This is a genomic window from Lysinibacillus odysseyi 34hs-1 = NBRC 100172 (assembly GCF_001591965.1).
GTDB classification, from domain to species: Bacteria; Bacillota; Bacilli; order Bacillales_A; family Planococcaceae; genus Lysinibacillus_B; species Lysinibacillus_B odysseyi.
Map to the genome: position 1 here is coordinate 80486 of NZ_BCVX01000011.1, position 16980 is coordinate 97465.

Annotated in this window: 15 protein-coding genes; 9 read left to right on the forward strand and 6 right to left on the reverse strand. The window is 40.2% G+C overall.

The window, feature by feature from the left end; all coding sequences use genetic code 11:
- Window positions 1-220 precede the first annotated feature (220 nt).
- Window positions 221-1261 (reverse strand): SDR family oxidoreductase, encoded by a 1041-nt coding sequence (locus BOD01S_RS17135; protein WP_088321769.1) that lies wholly within the window; start codon window positions 1259-1261, stop codon window positions 221-223.
- 270 nt (window positions 1262-1531) lie between these two features.
- On the opposite strand from BOD01S_RS17135, the gene BOD01S_RS17140 reads away from it, so the two are divergent.
- The gene (locus tag BOD01S_RS17140) at window positions 1532-1765 is read left to right on the forward strand and encodes a hypothetical protein (RefSeq protein WP_036151710.1); all 234 of its coding nucleotides are present in this window, start codon (window positions 1532-1534) and stop codon (window positions 1763-1765) included.
- Between the two features lie 70 nt (window positions 1766-1835).
- Here the strand turns inward: BOD01S_RS17140 and BOD01S_RS17145 are convergent, their stop codons facing one another.
- The 3 genes from BOD01S_RS17145 to BOD01S_RS22690 form a co-directional block, all read right to left on the reverse strand.
- Entirely contained in the window at window positions 1836-2150 is a 315-nt protein-coding gene (locus BOD01S_RS17145; protein ID WP_052124719.1) for a spore coat protein, read from the reverse strand.
- Between the two features lie 20 nt (window positions 2151-2170).
- Entirely contained in the window at window positions 2171-2374 is a 204-nt protein-coding gene (locus BOD01S_RS17150; protein ID WP_036151712.1) for a hypothetical protein, read from the reverse strand.
- Between the two features lie 544 nt (window positions 2375-2918).
- Window positions 2919-3056 carry a YjcZ family sporulation protein gene (locus tag BOD01S_RS22690; protein WP_081977883.1) on the reverse strand — a complete coding sequence of 46 codons (138 nt, stop codon included), beginning with the start codon at window positions 3054-3056 and terminating at the stop codon, window positions 2919-2921.
- A 303-nt stretch (window positions 3057-3359) separates the two neighbouring features.
- Between BOD01S_RS22690 and tlp the strand changes: the two genes are divergently transcribed.
- The 5 genes from tlp to BOD01S_RS17180 all read left to right on the forward strand — a co-directional run bounded on the left by tlp (window position 3360) and on the right by BOD01S_RS17180 (window position 12178).
- Window positions 3360-3596, forward strand: coding sequence for a small acid-soluble spore protein Tlp (tlp, locus tag BOD01S_RS17160; RefSeq protein ID WP_036151716.1), 237 nt, complete (start codon window positions 3360-3362; stop codon window positions 3594-3596).
- Between the two features lie 757 nt (window positions 3597-4353).
- A complete protein-coding gene (locus BOD01S_RS17165; RefSeq protein WP_036151718.1) occupies window positions 4354-8868 on the forward strand; it encodes a S8 family peptidase in 4515 nt (1504 codons plus the stop codon).
- Window positions 8869-9064: 196 nt separating this feature from the next.
- On the forward strand, window positions 9065-10519 hold the full coding sequence (locus tag BOD01S_RS17170; protein ID WP_036151720.1) for an aldehyde dehydrogenase family protein: 1455 nt from the start codon (window positions 9065-9067) through the stop codon (window positions 10517-10519).
- A 21-nt stretch (window positions 10520-10540) separates the two neighbouring features.
- Window positions 10541-11386: a methyl-accepting chemotaxis protein gene (locus tag BOD01S_RS17175; RefSeq protein ID WP_036151722.1), complete on the forward strand. Its 846-nt coding sequence runs from the start codon at window positions 10541-10543 to the stop codon at window positions 11384-11386.
- 180 nt (window positions 11387-11566) lie between these two features.
- On the forward strand, window positions 11567-12178 hold the full coding sequence (locus BOD01S_RS17180) for a helix-turn-helix domain-containing protein (RefSeq protein WP_244887328.1): 612 nt from the start codon (window positions 11567-11569) through the stop codon (window positions 12176-12178).
- 76 nt (window positions 12179-12254) lie between these two features.
- Here BOD01S_RS17180 and BOD01S_RS17185 read toward each other — a convergent pair whose 3' ends face one another.
- Together BOD01S_RS17185 and BOD01S_RS17190 are read right to left on the reverse strand one after the other, a co-directional pair.
- The gene (locus tag BOD01S_RS17185) at window positions 12255-12848 is read right to left on the reverse strand and encodes a DUF2628 domain-containing protein (RefSeq protein WP_036151726.1); all 594 of its coding nucleotides are present in this window, start codon (window positions 12846-12848) and stop codon (window positions 12255-12257) included.
- Window positions 12849-13149: 301 nt separating this feature from the next.
- Window positions 13150-13617, reverse strand: a complete 468-nt coding sequence (locus BOD01S_RS17190; protein ID WP_052124720.1) for a hypothetical protein — start codon at window positions 13615-13617, stop codon at window positions 13150-13152.
- A gap of 498 nt (window positions 13618-14115) precedes the next feature.
- Here BOD01S_RS17190 and BOD01S_RS17195 point away from each other — a divergent pair, with 498 nt between their 5' ends.
- From BOD01S_RS17195 to BOD01S_RS17205, 3 genes are all read left to right on the forward strand, one after another.
- A complete protein-coding gene (locus BOD01S_RS17195; protein WP_052124721.1) occupies window positions 14116-15159 on the forward strand; it encodes a DUF5105 domain-containing protein in 1044 nt (347 codons plus the stop codon).
- Between the two features lie 13 nt (window positions 15160-15172).
- Window positions 15173-16321: a TcaA second domain-containing protein gene (locus tag BOD01S_RS17200; protein WP_036151728.1), complete on the forward strand. Its 1149-nt coding sequence runs from the start codon at window positions 15173-15175 to the stop codon at window positions 16319-16321.
- A 149-nt stretch (window positions 16322-16470) separates the two neighbouring features.
- Window positions 16471-16929, forward strand: coding sequence for a DUF2262 domain-containing protein (locus BOD01S_RS17205; RefSeq protein ID WP_036151731.1), 459 nt, complete (start codon window positions 16471-16473; stop codon window positions 16927-16929).
- Window positions 16930-16980 lie beyond the last annotated feature (51 nt).

Consider the following 16980-nt stretch of genomic DNA (forward strand, 5'->3'; position numbering starts at 1 on the left):
AATTATATCTTTAACTTTCCACTTGTAATTACAGTTAGTAAAATGTGGCATAATAACTCTTCCTATTCTTCCTTACCCCATATTTCACAAAATGGCTCGTTTATAGAATAAAAAAATCCTGTATATCAACACAGGATTATTAATCAAACTTTTTATAAAAATAAGGGTTTCCTTTCAAACCTATGCCTATCATATAGCTAGCCTCTTTATCGGGACTTCCTTATTTTTTTCTTAAAGCTGCCCAAAGTGAAGCACCTATCCCAGCTGCTATAGCACTAGTTAGAACGGGATGTTTCGTCGCTTTTACATAATAGCTTGTTTCCCGTATCCAGCCTTTATTTGTACCACGTTCATGCAAGCCATAACCGGCTTTGTATAAGGCACTGGCTTCCGGCGGATTGGAAGGCCGGTCATCATGCTGCGTCCGGTATAGTGTCTTTTCCATAAACTTATCAGTAAATCTAGGTGCGAGTCTACCGAGCAAGGCTAAAAACTTTGCTTGCCCGCCGACAAACATATCGCGTTTCGGATGCTCGGCTGTATAAAGAATAGCCTCGGCTACTGTTTCAGGTGCGTAAATCATTCCGATATGAGTTGGCTGTTTATCCAGGTAACTACGGGCATGTTCATTGTAAGGCGTATCAATTCTTCCTGGATGGATGAGTGTAACAGAGACAGGGGCATTTTCTTTTTCGAGTTCCATCCGCAGGCTTTCCGTCCAGCCATGTACAGCGAATTTTGCGGAAGAGTAAGTGGATTGGACCACTGCACCCCGGTCGCCGAAGAAGCTGCCGACATTAATAACTGCTCCCGGGACTCTACGATCCATATAATGATCCACAGCAGTCCTGGAACCATAAACGACACCCCAAAAAACAGTATCGAACATGCGGCGCATATCCTTAATGCTGACTTCCGTTGTTTTACCGAAAATTGAAATACCAGCATTGTTTACCCATGTATCAAAACCGCCGAATGCCTTGATTGCTGCATCCGCAATTTTCTGTACGTCTTCTTCCACCCCAACATCCGCTGCTACCCAAATGGCCTCATGCCCTTCGTTTTTTAATTCCTTGACCAGTTCTTGAAGGGCGTCCTCGTTTCTGGCGGCAGCCACGACTTTGGCTCCTTTTTTTGCCGCCATTCTAGCTGTGACAAGGCCAATTCCACTGGAAGCACCGGTAATGACGATCACCTGGTCTTCCAATTTTTTTAAAGAGAGCTCCTCCATTGACCTGTTCTTATCTCGAAGCATGTCCATTGCTGAATCGTATTCTACGTCTTTCATTTCCATTGTGAGACCCTCCTGCATGAGATTTATCCTTTGTTTACCCAGAGGCTCTTATACAAAACGCCGCCTTGTGTAGTATGAGCCTTTTCCATATAAAATAGAGCTGAATGAACGCGAAAATAATGTAAAAATTGTCCGATAGATAAAATGCTTACATTCTTTTTCGTCATGTCCGCCTGCATAAATCAAAGAAAGGAAAACAAACTAATACAGCAGTAAGAATAAAAAGGAGGCTTTAGGATGGCGATAAAGAAAAATAAGGGAAAATCAAATAATGCACTAAGTATAGACAGAATGATTGAGAATACAGAGGAGAATATCCGAGAAGCTGAAATCAGTATGGAATTTGCGGGTCCTGAAGAACGCGAAAACCTGGAAGAGAAAAATGAACGCCGTAAGCATTCCATTGATAAAATGAAAGAACAATTAAGTGATGAGGCAGCATTTATAGCCAGGAAAAAAAGATTTGAATAGGAAAATCAGGTAATTACCATAAATCATCGAAAAAAGGGTTCCCGAGAATGGGAATCCCTTTTTGATGGGGTTATTTTTTCAGTAAATCCAGTGCATTATCTGCCTTTTCCAAATCATGCTGCATCTGCTCGTCCAAATCATAAGCATGGTACATTTCATTTTTAATCATGTATTGAGCAATTTTATCATGCAGGTCGATTGCATGATCGAGCTCGCGGCGCAGTAGTTTCTTCACAGAAGGTGTAGCTGTTTCTGTAATCGCCACTGCCAGGTTTCGTACCCCTGCCTTTGCCGTAATAAGTAAATCAGAAGCAATTGCTAAATCATCGATTACAGTAACGCCCAATTGTTCATTGTTTGTTTCTTCGGATTTTTTTTCAGCCATTGTATCTTCCTCCTGTTCTTTTATTTACTTGCATCTGCAAGTACTTTTCTCAAATCTTTAATTGCCTTTGTAGAAAGCTCCAGATCTTCTTCGATAATTTCCTTTAGCTTTTTGTCCTGAACTAGATCGACAAATAATTTGCTTTTTGTGACACAAGTAGTTTTAAAGATAAGGACTTCATGTACTTCAAGTTGTTCATGCAATGCAAGCTCTTTAGTAGCCATTCCATTACCTCCTAGTTTGTTGTGCGTACTCCTCTTTCGTTTACCCTGTGCCGATATTTTTAATCTTAGAATGATCATTCTATAGATTTTTGTAATTCTTTGCTTAGGAAGAAACTTACAGGCATAAATAGAGAAGAGTCTCACATCTTCCTATAAGATTTCTTTTATGAGGGACCGGACTTTTATTGCTGGTTGCAGGCCTTGAGCGGATATTTCAATTTTAGGCTTTCTTTTATACTGAGGATGCAATCTATACATGGATTTCCAAGCTGCTAGTAAAAATGAACAGAAAGGTAAGAGGGTAATGAAGGTTAGGGAAAGTAGAGTAGTCACGGCAAATGGTTGAGTATAGGTCGACTGACCCGCAGGCAAAATGTTGGCTCGTAAAAGAGTGCTGGGTAGAAGCGGTTCAGGCAAGTTCCTATAAGATAAAAAGTGAAAAGCCACCTCTTTTTTCAGAGATGACTTTTATAGAGAGATTGAATTTGAAAGGGGGGAGTAATAACTTTTTACATTGTTATTTATATTTAGAGTGGACTTTTAATTAGTAGCCTCCGTATCCTCCACCGAAGAAAGCAGCTCCTACAATAATTAAAAGGATAAATAAAACAACTAAAAGAGCAAAGCCTGCTCCTGATCCGTAGCCACCATATCCACCAGTACCACAACCTACTGCACCCATTCTTAGCACCTCCTTTTCCTTTTACTCAGTTTAGTATATGTAAGGATAGAAAGCAGACATGGATATATGTAATAGTTTAAGAGCAATTTTTAGAAAAATAAATGATAGGTTAATGTCATTGAGAGACTAATCATGGGCCTGAATTTATGAAAAGCTAGGAAAAGGTCTCTAGTTTAGCGATGGAGGAAACAGCCGCCGCGTGTTCATAAACAAAAGGAGTTACGGCATTAAAAATTTGTGTGCATATAACAATTAAAAAAATCCAAACTAATCGAGACATCAACAAAAACTGAGGAGGTTACCATGTCTAATTCAAAACACCCGAAACCAGATGATCGATCAAATAATGTAGAAAGAATCCGTGATATTATTAGAAATACGGAAGAAAATCTTCAGGAAGCGGAAATCAGTATGGAATTTGCTGATCCAATGCAAAGTGAGCTAATTGAAGAAAAAAATGAACGACGCAGACATTCAATCGAAGGATTAAAGGAAGAAATGAAGGATGAAATTGCAGCCCGAAAAAAAGGGAAGGCATAAGAGGAAATATTTTATCCTCAATCTTTAATGTGATTTTTTATAAATAGGCGACAAATGAAGCACCTGTAGAATTTGTCGCCTTTTTCATTAGTCAGTTGTAGTTATTCCCTCTAGCCCGCAAATAAAGGGGCGGATTTTGTCGAGATGAAGCATACATAGATGGCCTATTTAAAAAGTAAAAAGTAATCAGCATTAGTAAAGGGCATGTATAAGTCTTACTATATATTCACAAATAGATGAGTCTTTTTCATTAACCGCCAACGCCTCATTATCTTCATTTTATTTTTAAATCCTAACTGCCCCTTCATTTTTATGATTCTTCTCTTAATCAGACCCAAAGACCTGTTGTTCCCCCTTTTTTCATCTTTCTTAATGTACTTTCTCTTTTTCATAGTCTAAATTAATTGTTTTTATAAGAGCCCTTCATCGCTTTTAGCTTTTCCCTTATTAAAAGACTATATAAACGAACCTTATCTTAAGTTATTTGTCTATTTAGCTTTACTATTTACCTATAAGAAATTAGGATATTGCTACTGAAAAGTAAGTAGTCTAAATATTATGACATATTATGACATAAATAATTTGCTTGGTCATTTAACATAGGACTTACAACTAGAAATTTCATAGTAATTAAACTAATTCTATTTACCTGAATAATAAAAGAAAGGGAGGGGAGGAAGCAAAGGTTAATCTCACCTAAAGATTGATAGTTTATGTGCAGGTAAATGGAAGAATAAAAAATGAAGGGGGAAGGAAATTGAAGAGGAAAAAGTCTTCTGGCAAAGCAGTTAGTGTGGTAGCCTCTGCATTTATGACATTATCTTTATTGACACCGGGAGTTACCAATGCAGAAACAACGGCCAATCGCCTCTATGAATCTTTTAGAGATTCGAACAGTCCGGCTAGTTCTGTTCGGGATAAGGTAAGCAGCCGTCTGCTTGAAAACTTTAAAAGCGATGACCAAGTGACGTTTTTAGTAAAATTCAAAGAGAAGGCAAATGCCGAGCATGTAGCAACGGCAGCACGTGAAAAAGCAGAAAAAGCTAACTTATCGGCACATAATACTAAGTTGATACAGCGTTCTGCGGTTGTTTCAGAATTAAAGGCAACTTCTCTGGAATCTCAACAATCAGTCCTTCAATTTCTAGAGCAGGAGGCGGCTGCCGGGAATGCCGGTGATATTACATCCTTCTATATTGTCAATGCGATTGCTGTAACAGCCACAAAAGAGGTAGCAGAAAAAGTGGCGACATTCGCGGAGGTAGAAAAAGTTCTACCAAATGAAACACGACAGCTGTTTACTACAAAAACAGAAGAGGCACCAGCAGCACCGAGCGCAGAAACAGCAAATGTAGAATGGAATATCGAGCGTGTCAAAGCACCGGAAGTATGGGACATGGGAATTGATGGCTCAGGAACGGTTGTGGCAAGCATCGATACAGGGGTTCAATGGGATCACCCGGCGTTAAAAGAAAAATATCGTGGCTATAATGCTGCCACAGGACAAGTATCGCATGATTATAACTGGTATGATGCTACGGCCTCAGGAAGGGCAACACCGTATGATGATTTAGATCACGGGACGCATGTCACAGGAACGATGGTCGGCAGTGAACCGGATGGCTCCAACCAAATCGGTGTCGCACCGGGGGCTAAATATATTGCTGTAAAAGCATTTACCTCAAACGGTGGGTCGGATGCTGATCTTTTGGAAGCAGCACAATGGATTTTAGCACCGACAGACGCGAATGGAAACCCACGTGTTGATATGGCTCCAGATATCGTAAACAACTCATGGGGTGGTGGTCCAGGTCTGGATGAATGGTACCGGGACGTCGTGAACAACTGGCGTGCAGCTGAGATTTTCCCGGAGTTTTCAGCCGGCAACACGACAGCTACAAATCCTGGTGGAGCAGGTTCAGTTGCTTCACCTGCCAATTATCCTGAGTCATTTGCAACAGGTGCAACAGACATTAATAACAAGGTAGGCAGCTTCTCACTACGTGGTCCCTCTCCATATGATGAGATTAAACCGGATATTTCTGCGCCGGGTGTAAACATCCGTTCTTCTGTCCCGGGTGGAGGCTATGAAGGAGGCTGGAACGGCACATCCATGGCAGGACCAGCTGTTTCAGGTGTAGCGGCCCTTCTTCGTCAAGTAGACGCAAACTTGACGGTTGATGAAATGGAAGAAATTTTGTTAGAGACTGCAAACCCATTGACAGACAGCCAGTATCCATCTGTTCCGAATCATGCTTACGGATACGGATTAGTTGATGCATATGAGGCCGTTTCTTCTATTATTACAGGCCTTGGAACGTTGGAAGGCCAAGTAACAAAACAAGGTTCGGATAATGAAGCACCTACATTTGAGCATACGGCACCGGCAGAAACATATGCGGGGATGTCATTGAACCTTTCTGTTTCCGTGAGCGATAATATCAGTGTTTCCTCTGTCGTACTCCATTATAAAGACGCAAACAATACATGGCAGCAGATTACAGCTGGCAAAAAGTCTGGTGATTACAAATCCGGCGAGTTTGCTGTTGTAGTACCGGGAGAAATGGTTAGCGGCAATTCATTCGTATACAAATGGACAGTAAATGATTTTGGGAACAATGAGGTCAGCAGTGAAGAGTATGTGGTCGATGTGAAACCAGGAATTACGGTTGGCTACTCCGAAGATTTTGAAGCACAACCAACAGGATGGTATTCCTTCGGCAATCAAGATAGCTGGGAATGGGGCGTACCGACATCTGGTCCTGGAAATGCAGCATCAGGCAAAAAGGTTTATGCTACAAATTTGGCCGGCCCTTATGCAAATAGCATGAATGCCACACTTGTTGCACCGCCAGTTGATTTACCGGAAGGAAACACATACCTTCAGTTCAAGCATTGGCATAATTTTGAGCAGTCTACTTCTGGCAGAGCATGGGATTATGGACATGTATTTGTTTCAACAGACCAAGAAAACTGGACTCAGTTATTAACAGTTCAAGGACAATCAAATGGCTGGGTGGATGCAGAGGTTGATTTATCAGATTATGCGGGTCAGCGTATTTACATCGGCTTTAATGCTTACTCGGATTCTAGTGTACAGCGGGACGGCTGGTATATTGATGATGTCGCGCTAACTAATGTATCTCAAACTGGAAAGGTATCAAAAGGAAAGAACAATAACAACGGAAACAACGGAAACAATGGCATTCAAGGAAGTAAAGGAAACAACGGAAATAACGGCATTCAGGGAGGTAAAGGCAATAACGGTAACAATGGAAACAATGGAAACAATGGAAACGCGAAGGATAAAGATAAAGAGGCGTTAAAAGAAGCCATTGATCCAAAGACAATTAAACCGGAAGCACGTCCAAAAGAAGGGGCGCCGGTTGTAGAAAAAGTTAACAATCCTACATTATTGCCATTAGGTGCCCAAGTAAGTGTATTGGAATCGGGGCGCTCCGTTTATACAAATCCTGCTGATGGCTCTTATGCGCTTACCCATGGAGCAGGAACATTTACAGTAAAAGCAGAAGCTTACGGCTACACATCGGAAGAACAGTCCGTCACAATCGAGGCGGATGGTACTTCTAGCGCGAATTTCACATTAGATGAAGTCGCACAAAACACAGTACAAGGAACGATCACGGACGAATCAACAGGGGAAGGTATTGAGGGAGCAACAGTTATTCTTGTTGAAGATGCGAATATTTCGCCTGTTGTAACAGATGCGAACGGTCACTTTACTGTAACTGCTTATGAGGGTGACTACACATTAAAAGTCGTTGCACGCGGCTATCACGGAAAAGAAGTACCCGTATCAATTGCTGGGCAGCCAGTAACACAAAACATTTCCCTGGAACCATTCTACACGTATCCGGGCGGAGAAATCGGCTATGATGATGGAACGGCTGAAAATGCACGCGCATTTAATGCTGCCGGCAATGCCTGGGCAGTAAAAATGTCCCTTCCAGAAGGAAAGAAAAACGGAATTGTGACAGATGGGGTCTTCCGATTCTGGACGACTGAATGGCCTGTTCCAGGTGGTACCGCATTTGCAGTAGAAGTGTGGGACAGCGGAGCGGATGGTGCGCCAGGTAAGAAGCTGGCAGGACCTATTGATGCGACTGCTTTGCGTAATGGAGAGTGGACAGTTGTAGACTTGTCGGCACATAATATTGTCGTAAATGGCGACTTCTATATGGTGTACCGTCAAACAATGGCAAATCCAAATACACCGGGTCTTGCTACGGATGAAAATGGTACAAATGCAGGCAGAAGTTATCAACATGTATCAGGCGCTTGGTCAACTTCACCAGCAAGTGAAGGAAATTACATGATCCGTGCACGTGTCAGCTATGAAGTAACTGGTCCGGTGATTACGTCCCCGACGACAGGCTCTATTACGAATAAAGCTGAGACAACGATTACAGGAACAGCCTCTCCAACAATGACGATTGAATTGAAACAAAATGGGGAGGTAGTAGCCGATACAATCGTTGGTGACGACGGCAAATTTGCTATTGATGCCAATCTTGTTGAAGGTTCAAATGAGTTCTCGGTTGTGTCGAAGCTAAACGATAAAGTAACAGGGGAGTCTACGCCAGTCTCTGTTATTTTAGATACAATGGCTCCGGAATTAACAATCGATAAACCGGCGAATGGTGAAAAAGTGAATCGCGAAACAGTAACGGTAGAAGGGGCAATCTCGGATGCCAATATTGATACAGTGATGGTTAACGGCTCACCAGCAGCGGTAAGTGATGGAAAATACTCAAAACGTATTATTTTAGATAACGGTACAAATGAAATCACGGTAGTAGCAACGGATAAGGCTGGTAACAGCGTGTCAAAGGCAGTTACGGTTACGACTGATTTCGATGCACCGCAAATTTCTAATTTAAAACCAGTAAGCGATATTTATGTGGCAACAGGTAGAACGGTCAAAATTGAGTTTGATAGCGAACCTGGATTAAAACCGACGTTTGTCATCCATATGCCGCTAACAAACGATGTGAACAATGCGACTGAATTACCGATGATGGAGCAAGGAAACGGCCATTATGTCGGCTATTGGACAGTACCTGCTGACACTGTCGCGAATGGAGCAGTTATTGAAGTGATTGCAATTGACGCCTTTAATAACGAGACACGTCAAAGAGCAGCTGGTAAATTATATGTAAACGTCCCGGCACCTGCTGGAGAGCCTTCTGTCGAGGGTGAGGACAAAGAAACTACTGAATCCCTAAACGATGAAATGAAAGAAACACCTTAAAAAAGTAAGAATGGCTCCTAAATCGTTCCTGACGATTTTAGGGGCTATTTCTGTTTTTTAATAGAAAAGCACTCATCTACAGGAATACTATTATATTCCTTTTTAGGTAATTTGCATTAGGGTTTTTAAGTAAAGTCTTTCCCAATTATGACGATATTTAAAGAGTAATTGTTATTTTTATCCTGGAGGTTAGCATATGAATATCGAAATGTTAGGAAAACAGTTTATAAATGGGGAATGGAGAGATGGACAAAGCGATACGCTTTTAAATAATATCAATCCCTATAACGATCAAGTAATTAATACATACAAATTAGCTGACATCCAAGATATAGATCTTGCATATCAGGCAGCAGAGAAAGCCAAGCAAGAGTGGGATAAAGTGAATCCGTATAAGAAGCGTGATATTCTGGAAAACGCGGTTAAATATATTGAGACGCATGAAGAAGAGATCACTTCTATTATTATGGATGAGCTTGGTGGTACAAGATTGAAGGCCGCATTCGAGATTGGTCTTGTAAAGAATATTATTAAAGAAGCAGCTACTTTCCCATTAAGAATGGAAGGGAAAATCCTTCCTTCGACAATAGATGATGTGGAAAATAGACTTTACCGCATTCCAGCAGGCGTTGTAGGTGTAATCAGCCCATTTAATTTCCCATTCTTTTTGTCAATGAAATCGGTAGCACCTGCACTAGGAGCGGGAAATGGTGTTGTGCTAAAGCCGCATGAAGATACGCCGATTATGGGCGGTACATTAATCGGGAAAATCTTTGAGGAGGCTGGTGTTCCTAAAGGTCTGATTAATGTAGTTGTAGCGGATATTAAAGAAATCGGGGATGCATTTGTAGAGCATCCAATCCCTAGAATCATTTCCTTCACGGGATCTACACAAGTAGGAAGCTATATAGGTCAGCTAGCTATTAAAAACTTTAAAAAACCGTTATTGGAATTAGGTGGAAACAGTGCCTTTATCGTATTGGAGGATGCAGATATCGATTATGCTGTAAATGCTGCGACATTTAGCCGATTTACTCATCAAGGACAAATTTGTATGTCTGCTAATAGAATTCTTGTCCAAAAATCAATTTACAATGAGTTCACCGAAAAATATGCTCAAAAGGTAGCTAGTCTTACAGTTGGCGATCCGAGAGATCCACAGACAATTATCGGTCCTGTCATTAATGACCGCCAGGCAAAAAATCTTGAAGCTTTGATCGAAAAGGGGATTTCAGAAGGTGCAACTCCGCTTCTTAAAGGAAATGTTCATGGCAGATTGCTTGAACCAACGATTTTAGCAGATGTAACAACTGACATGAGCGTTTCACAGGAAGAGCTATTCGGGCCGGTAGTATGCGTTATTCCATTCGAAACAGAGGAAGAGGCAATCGATATCGCCAATAATACCCGTTTCGGCTTAAGTGGAGCTGTTCATACATCTAATTTGGAACGCGGTGTAGAGCTGGCCAAAAAAGTGCACACAGGTATGATTCACGTAAATGATTTAACAATTAATGATGAACCGATTGTAGCATTTGGTGGTGAGAAACAATCTGGCATAGGCCGCTTGAACGGTGAGTGGAGCCTTGAAGAGTTTACAACACTAAAATGGATCTCCGTAAATTACGGACAAAGAAATTTACCTTATTAATGGGAAAGAGAGTAAAAAGCGATGTCACAACATGAAGTAATACATGCATTTGTAAAAATAGCTCCATTACTGAATGAACTAATCCATGATGATATTACCGTAGGAATTTATGATACAGAGAAGCTGATTATCAATATCCCGGGAAAAACCTTTTCTTTAAATGTAAGTCCGGGTGATCCACTAGTTGAAGGGGATATTGTCACGAATGCTATTAAAACAAACCGTCCTTTATCAGCAACACTTCCGAAAGAATTATTCGGGTTTCCGTTAATTGCACGTGCTCTTCCGCTGCATGATGACCAAGGCAGGGTAATCGGTGGAGTAGGAATCGGGACAAGCCTGGAGAAGGCAAATAAGTTATTTGAAATGGCTGAAAGCTTTTCTGCAATCGTGGAACAAACAGCGGCTTCAATCGAGGATATAAGTGAATCCGTTACCCGTCTTGCTGACCGTGTAACGGACGTTACAGGCCAAATGAAGGATGTCAGCGCAAGTGCGAATCAAATCGGCGAAATTTCTTCCGTAGTAAAGGGAATATCTGACCAAAGTAATCTCTTAGGGCTAAATGCTGCTATTGAAGCGGCACGTGCAGGAGAAGTGGGGAAAGGTTTTTCAGTAGTGGCAGATGAAATTCGCAAGCTTGCAACGAATTCGAAAGAAAACGTGAATCAGATTAACGATATCACAAAAAATATTCATGGACTTCTCATCACATTAAATGAAGCCTTTGGGGAAATCGATTCCTTGACTGAGACACAGTCAGGTTCCATCCAAGAATTCTCAGCTACTATTCAGGAAATTAGTACAAAGGCTCAAGAGTTAGCTCAACTGGCTGAAGAGACGCTTTATGGAGATAGTAAAAAGTAATGATATAATATGTTCATTCAAGCTGAAAGAACATACACTTTTACTTAATGGGAAGCTATGGATTTTCCGGTTACTATAAACAAAGTTTTAATAAGACTGTAGACATCTTGAACTGCTCAAGTTGTTTACGGTCTTTTTTACTCTACGGAGCGTTTGTTGCCGGAAAGGCAATTAGCAACTATGATGAAGGTAATTGGAGGTGAACAGATGAATTACAGCAAAATCGGTAGTTTGATTGCTGCTTTACGGAAGGAAAAAGGGCTGACACAAAAAGAATTAGCAGAGCAAATGCATCTTTCTGATCGAACTATTTCAAAATGGGAACGTGGTCAGGGATGTCCGGATGTGTCTTTGCTACCGGAGTTATCTGCTCTCCTTGGCATAAATATAGAGGATATATTAGTCGGTGAACTTATTACTAATGATTTTGTAGGAGGAAATATGAAAAAGTCGAACTATTTTGTTTGCCCGTCTTGTTATAATATTGTTTTATCTACAGGGAATGCAGCAATCTCTTGCTGTGGCAGAAAATTAGAGGCGTGTGTTCCAACAAAAGCGCCAGTGGAAGAAAAGCTTGATGTTTCACAAGTGGACGGCGAATGGTTTATTTCAAGCGATCATCCGATGAACAAGGATCATTATATTTCTTTTATCGCTTTTGCAACGGGAGACCAGGTACACATTATCAAGCAGTACCCGGAATGGGCATTACAAACACGCTTGCCTATGCGAAAACACGGCACGCTGCTTTGGTACTGTACACAACATGGTCTGTTTTACCAATTACTATAACAAAGAAAAGGGAGCGGTCCAGAAGAGTAATGATTTCTGTAACGCTTCCTTTTTAGTATTTTTATTTCTTTGAGTACTACAACATCCCTGCAATGATTACATAAAGAATGATCATTACGTTGCAAAGCAAAAAGCTCTCAAAGCCGACGCCGCCCTTTGCAGCAATGCGCTCTTTAACTACTTCCTTGCCTTCCCCGCTATTTTTATATTTGGCAATCGTTTTCAGTGCATGCTGATGATAAATGGAATTGCCATATATACCGAGCAAAATCATAACTGCTAACCTTAAAAGTCCATCTACTTTACTGAAATCAAGATGAAACAATGCTGTTATGATACGGAGAAATAAGAAAGCTCCTAAAATAGCGATAAACGGTATGTACATTTTCCGGTAGGCTAACCACCATAAAGATAAAAAGAATGCGGCCCAGTTCCAGGTAGGCCTTGCCTTTGCCCATTTTTTTAGATAGTATGCTTGTCCATCTTCATTCACAAATACCCCTAACAGATCTTCGGTATCATCTTTCCCAGAAGAGTTATTAAAGTTAGAAAAAAACGAATCACTAGGTTTTACTGTTTTTTCAGAGGAAGAAAAAGGGATAGAATTCTCCTCGGCGCTGTGTTGAATCCGGTCTTTTACAGGTTTATGGCTGCTGCTTGTCTGATCCATCGATTCCCTCCTAAAGCTTGATAGTATTGAAGAGTAGTAAAAAGGATAAACAGCTAAAATAATTGTATAACAATTAAATACAGAATATGAATATTTTGTATAATTAAGTACTTTCTATCTATTCTAGTGAAGCTACTCTAGGAAATTGAAGTTAAATCCTTTGAGAGGAATTTATTTTTGCTTCCCTTCAATAGCCCAGGAAGTGACTGTTTTATCCATAAAGAGTAGGAGGAAAAGAAAAAGAGAGAGTAGAACATAGGTCAATGTACGGACAAAGGATAACACAAGAACCCTTTGCTGTTTAGTGCCAACGCAGTGCGATTGTCAATCGGCAACAGTCTAGACCTCTTGCTTTTGAAATGAACTCGACATGCAGGCTATCAGGATTATACCGGATATCTACGTCTGACGTGATGCCGAGAGAACGGATTAAACGTTTAACTTCGCTTGTATCAGAGCGTTGAGCAGCCTCCATCAGCTTATGATCAAAGTCTTTTGAAGCAGCTAAATGATTGAGCAGTATACTTGCTTCAGACAGTAGTTGACGAGAGCTTTGAGCCGATTCATATAAATAATCCGGGTTAACAGCTGGATATACAGGAGACTGTCCCCCCGAAGGTAAAGAATTTGGCTTAGCAGTGCCGGTATTTCGCTGTGCTATAGGCTGGCTCAAAAATTCGAAATGTGTGGAAGGAGAAACAGGCAAGGAGTGATAGGCAGTCTGTCCATAAGGAAATGGGTAATGATGTGGCTGATAGAAGTAATACATAATTGGTCCCCTTTCTATAGAAAAATATACATAAAGCCATTTGTAGATTATATTATGAAGGTTATATACGTCAGATGGGAGGTATATGCCTATTGCAAGCTGTATTTTCCTTGAGGTAATGAAAAGGGTATGTGTATTTTACAAAAAACGGCAACCTGTTTACTTGTGACCGGAACAACAAGTAAATGGTGATAGCTTGTATAGTGTGCTTTACAGGAAATTACCCCTTGCATGTGAAAATTATTGCCTAATGAGAATAAGTACTTTTCTAATGTATTAGTAGTGTTTTAGTACCTTTCCACTTCATTCTTCCTATGGCAGTTTTAATAAATATTGATTGTCCTCTTCTTGATTTCCAACTCATTTTAACAAAATCCTTTTTTTGTCATAAATTGCGTACTCCTATCGACACATTGACTAAAGTTTCAACAATTTAATATATTGAAACCTGAATTGTATAACTAACCCAATGTTAGTGGGTGAGGAGGATTTAGCAAGATGAAGAAATTAGGATTTTTATCATTATTATTAATACTCATGATTGCTTTGGCAGGCTGCTCTTCTTCTACAGGAGCAGGAGGATCGAAAGTGGAAGTAGAGGTTGAGAAAGCGTCATTTGTTTTACTTGGAGATCAAGGACAATCGATTGATAGTGAAGCTGAGAAAAACCCGATTGCAGTGACACTGAATATTAAAAATAAATCAGATTCAACAATAACTGTTTCTTCCTATTCTGAAATTAAAGTATACGATGGCGACAAGCAGCTGACAATCGAACCTGTCTATGATACAGAATTAGGATTTGACTCTTCTCCGGGCGGTGACATCGGTGCCGGAAAGTCAAAGGAAGTTACAATCATTTTCCAGGCTGAAAAAGAGAAAGAATATGAAATAGGCGTCAAACCGTTTGTAATGGGAGAAACAAAAGAAGGAAAAGAGGTCAGTGTAGAATTTAATACATCCGAATATACGGAAAGCTTTGATCATCTCGATGACCCGGCAAAGGCATTAGCTGCCTATATTGAAACAATCTATTTGGATAAAGAAAATGTAGATTATGAGAAGCTGGTGGCTGCTGATAAGCAGGCGCTCCAGGATGCAGGACTCAATTCATTTAAAGAGGTAATCGATGATTCATTCTATGATTTAGAAGTCTCCAAAGAAGAGGCAGCAAAACAATATGCTATTTATAAAACAGCCATGGCACAAAAAGTAGAAGTAAAGGCTGCTACAATAGCAAATGCCAATGGAAAAGCGAAAGTGAAGCTGGAATATTCCTCTCTTCCATTAGGAGATTTATATGATAAGATTAGTGATTACCGCGAGGAGTATCTCGATAATACAGGTGAATATGATGGGAAAAAACGTGATGAATATGCATATTCAAAATTAGATTCCATCATCAATTCATTAGAGATAAAAAATGCTAAGCGACCATTGGAAATTCAAATGGTTGAAAAAGACGGCAAATGGACAGTTAATGGTGATCATTACAACAGTGAAGAAATAGTGGATGTTTTTGCAAAAGGCCGGAGCTATTAAGGAGCGATTACGTATGTCTAAAAAAGCAATCCTAATTATCGCTTTATCTGTTGTTTCGGTAATGATTCTCGGTGTAGGTATTATTTTCTTTGTAAGCCAGCTTAATAGCCCGGAGAAAATTGTTGCGCAATTTGAAACGGCGATTGAAGAAGAGAAGCCTAACCTGCTGAAAGATCTCATTGTTCCAGATAAATCAGAGACTGCTGTAGATAATCAGTCTACAGCAGCTCTTGTTGCTTATTTAAAAGAAAACAATCATAGTTACCAAACAATTAAAGAGAGTCTGCAAAAGCAGCTGGAAAAAAAAGATTACACAAAAACGAATCAGCCAATCAGTCTCATAGCGGGCAAAAAAAAGGGACTGAAAAAAGAGTATCAGCTGCTCGTGAAAACGACTTCTATCCAAGTGACAGGTCAGCATGAGGATGATACAGTCAATTTCAATATTGATAAGTCAAAAGTAAACTTTGAAGAAAATGCCGATGGTTTGTATGGCCCTTTCCTTCCGGGAACGTATTCCATTGTATTGTCTGTAAAAAATGACCTTGGGGATTTTACGGAAACGAAAAAAGTAGATGTGTGGGGCAACGATGTGGTTACGTATATCGTAGATACAAAAAGCCTCGTGAAGCAGGATGAAAAAGCAAAGAATGATATAGTAGCAGCTGTTGATACATTCAATTACGACATGTCTGTCTTTGAAACGACAGAGTTTAATCTCGAATCATTTACGAATTTGCATGCTACAGATGAGGAAATGGCCTATTCCCAGGATCTAGTTAACTCAGCTTACATGGAAACAGCGGATTATATCGAGGAATTTCATTCGAAATATAATGAAGCGGTTTTAAATTTAGATGATTTTACGATTAATTATTTTGATGGGAAATGGTCGGCCGAGGTAACAGCCTATGTTGCTTATTCACGTAAGCTAAAGCTTATCGACTACCCTGAATTTGAAGATATCTCCTATGAGCTCATTCGAGAGTTATACCTTGTTTACAGCAAGGATGAAAAGAAATGGATGATCGATGACTTTATTGAAACGGATAGAGATACGAATGAACGTGAAAATTGGAAAGAAACACTGAGGTTAGAAGGTCCTAAGGATGGATTGAAGTGGGTCCGTCCAGAAAACAGCAATCCTGCAACTAACATATAAACAACGCTTTCAAAAAAGGAACGTAAAAAATCATAACGGTAAAATTCCGGTTTTGACCCTGTATTGGGTCGAAGCCTTTGTTTTTATAACGATATATTTTTGGAATACCGTGCGGTCATTTATTGGCCGGGGAACGAAAAGAGGCTGTCATGAAGAAAACAATTATCAGTGAATCGATAGGTGTGTTTACTTATAAAGAAGAAAGAAAAGTGTATGAGCTGGAGAAAGAAGGGAAACGTTGGAGTCTACTTATATCTTTCGGACAGGAAGACGCCTACGGGTTACTAAAAAAAGCAGAAAATCTGTTTGTCTGCCTGGCACAATTTGATCAAAAGGCAAAGAGAGCCATAGCAGAAAAGTTAGTAGATTATAAAAATGAGTTTTGGCCTGAGTATGATGAAGATGATGAAGAGTTAGATTGGGATGCGGTAGATGCAGGGGAGTATGATATAACCGAGGAAGCATTTGGGGAAGCCATCTTCCTTTGTGATATTCAGGTCGGAACGGACATGATCTATTGTGAGTACAACGATGGGGACTTATTTGGAGGGCATCGCATTCATGCTTTTTTTGATAATGACTATAAGCTGATAAGCACGGATGTATAGCCATAGAAAGGCTTATTGAACATCATATAAAAAAGAGCATGCAGGAGTTGT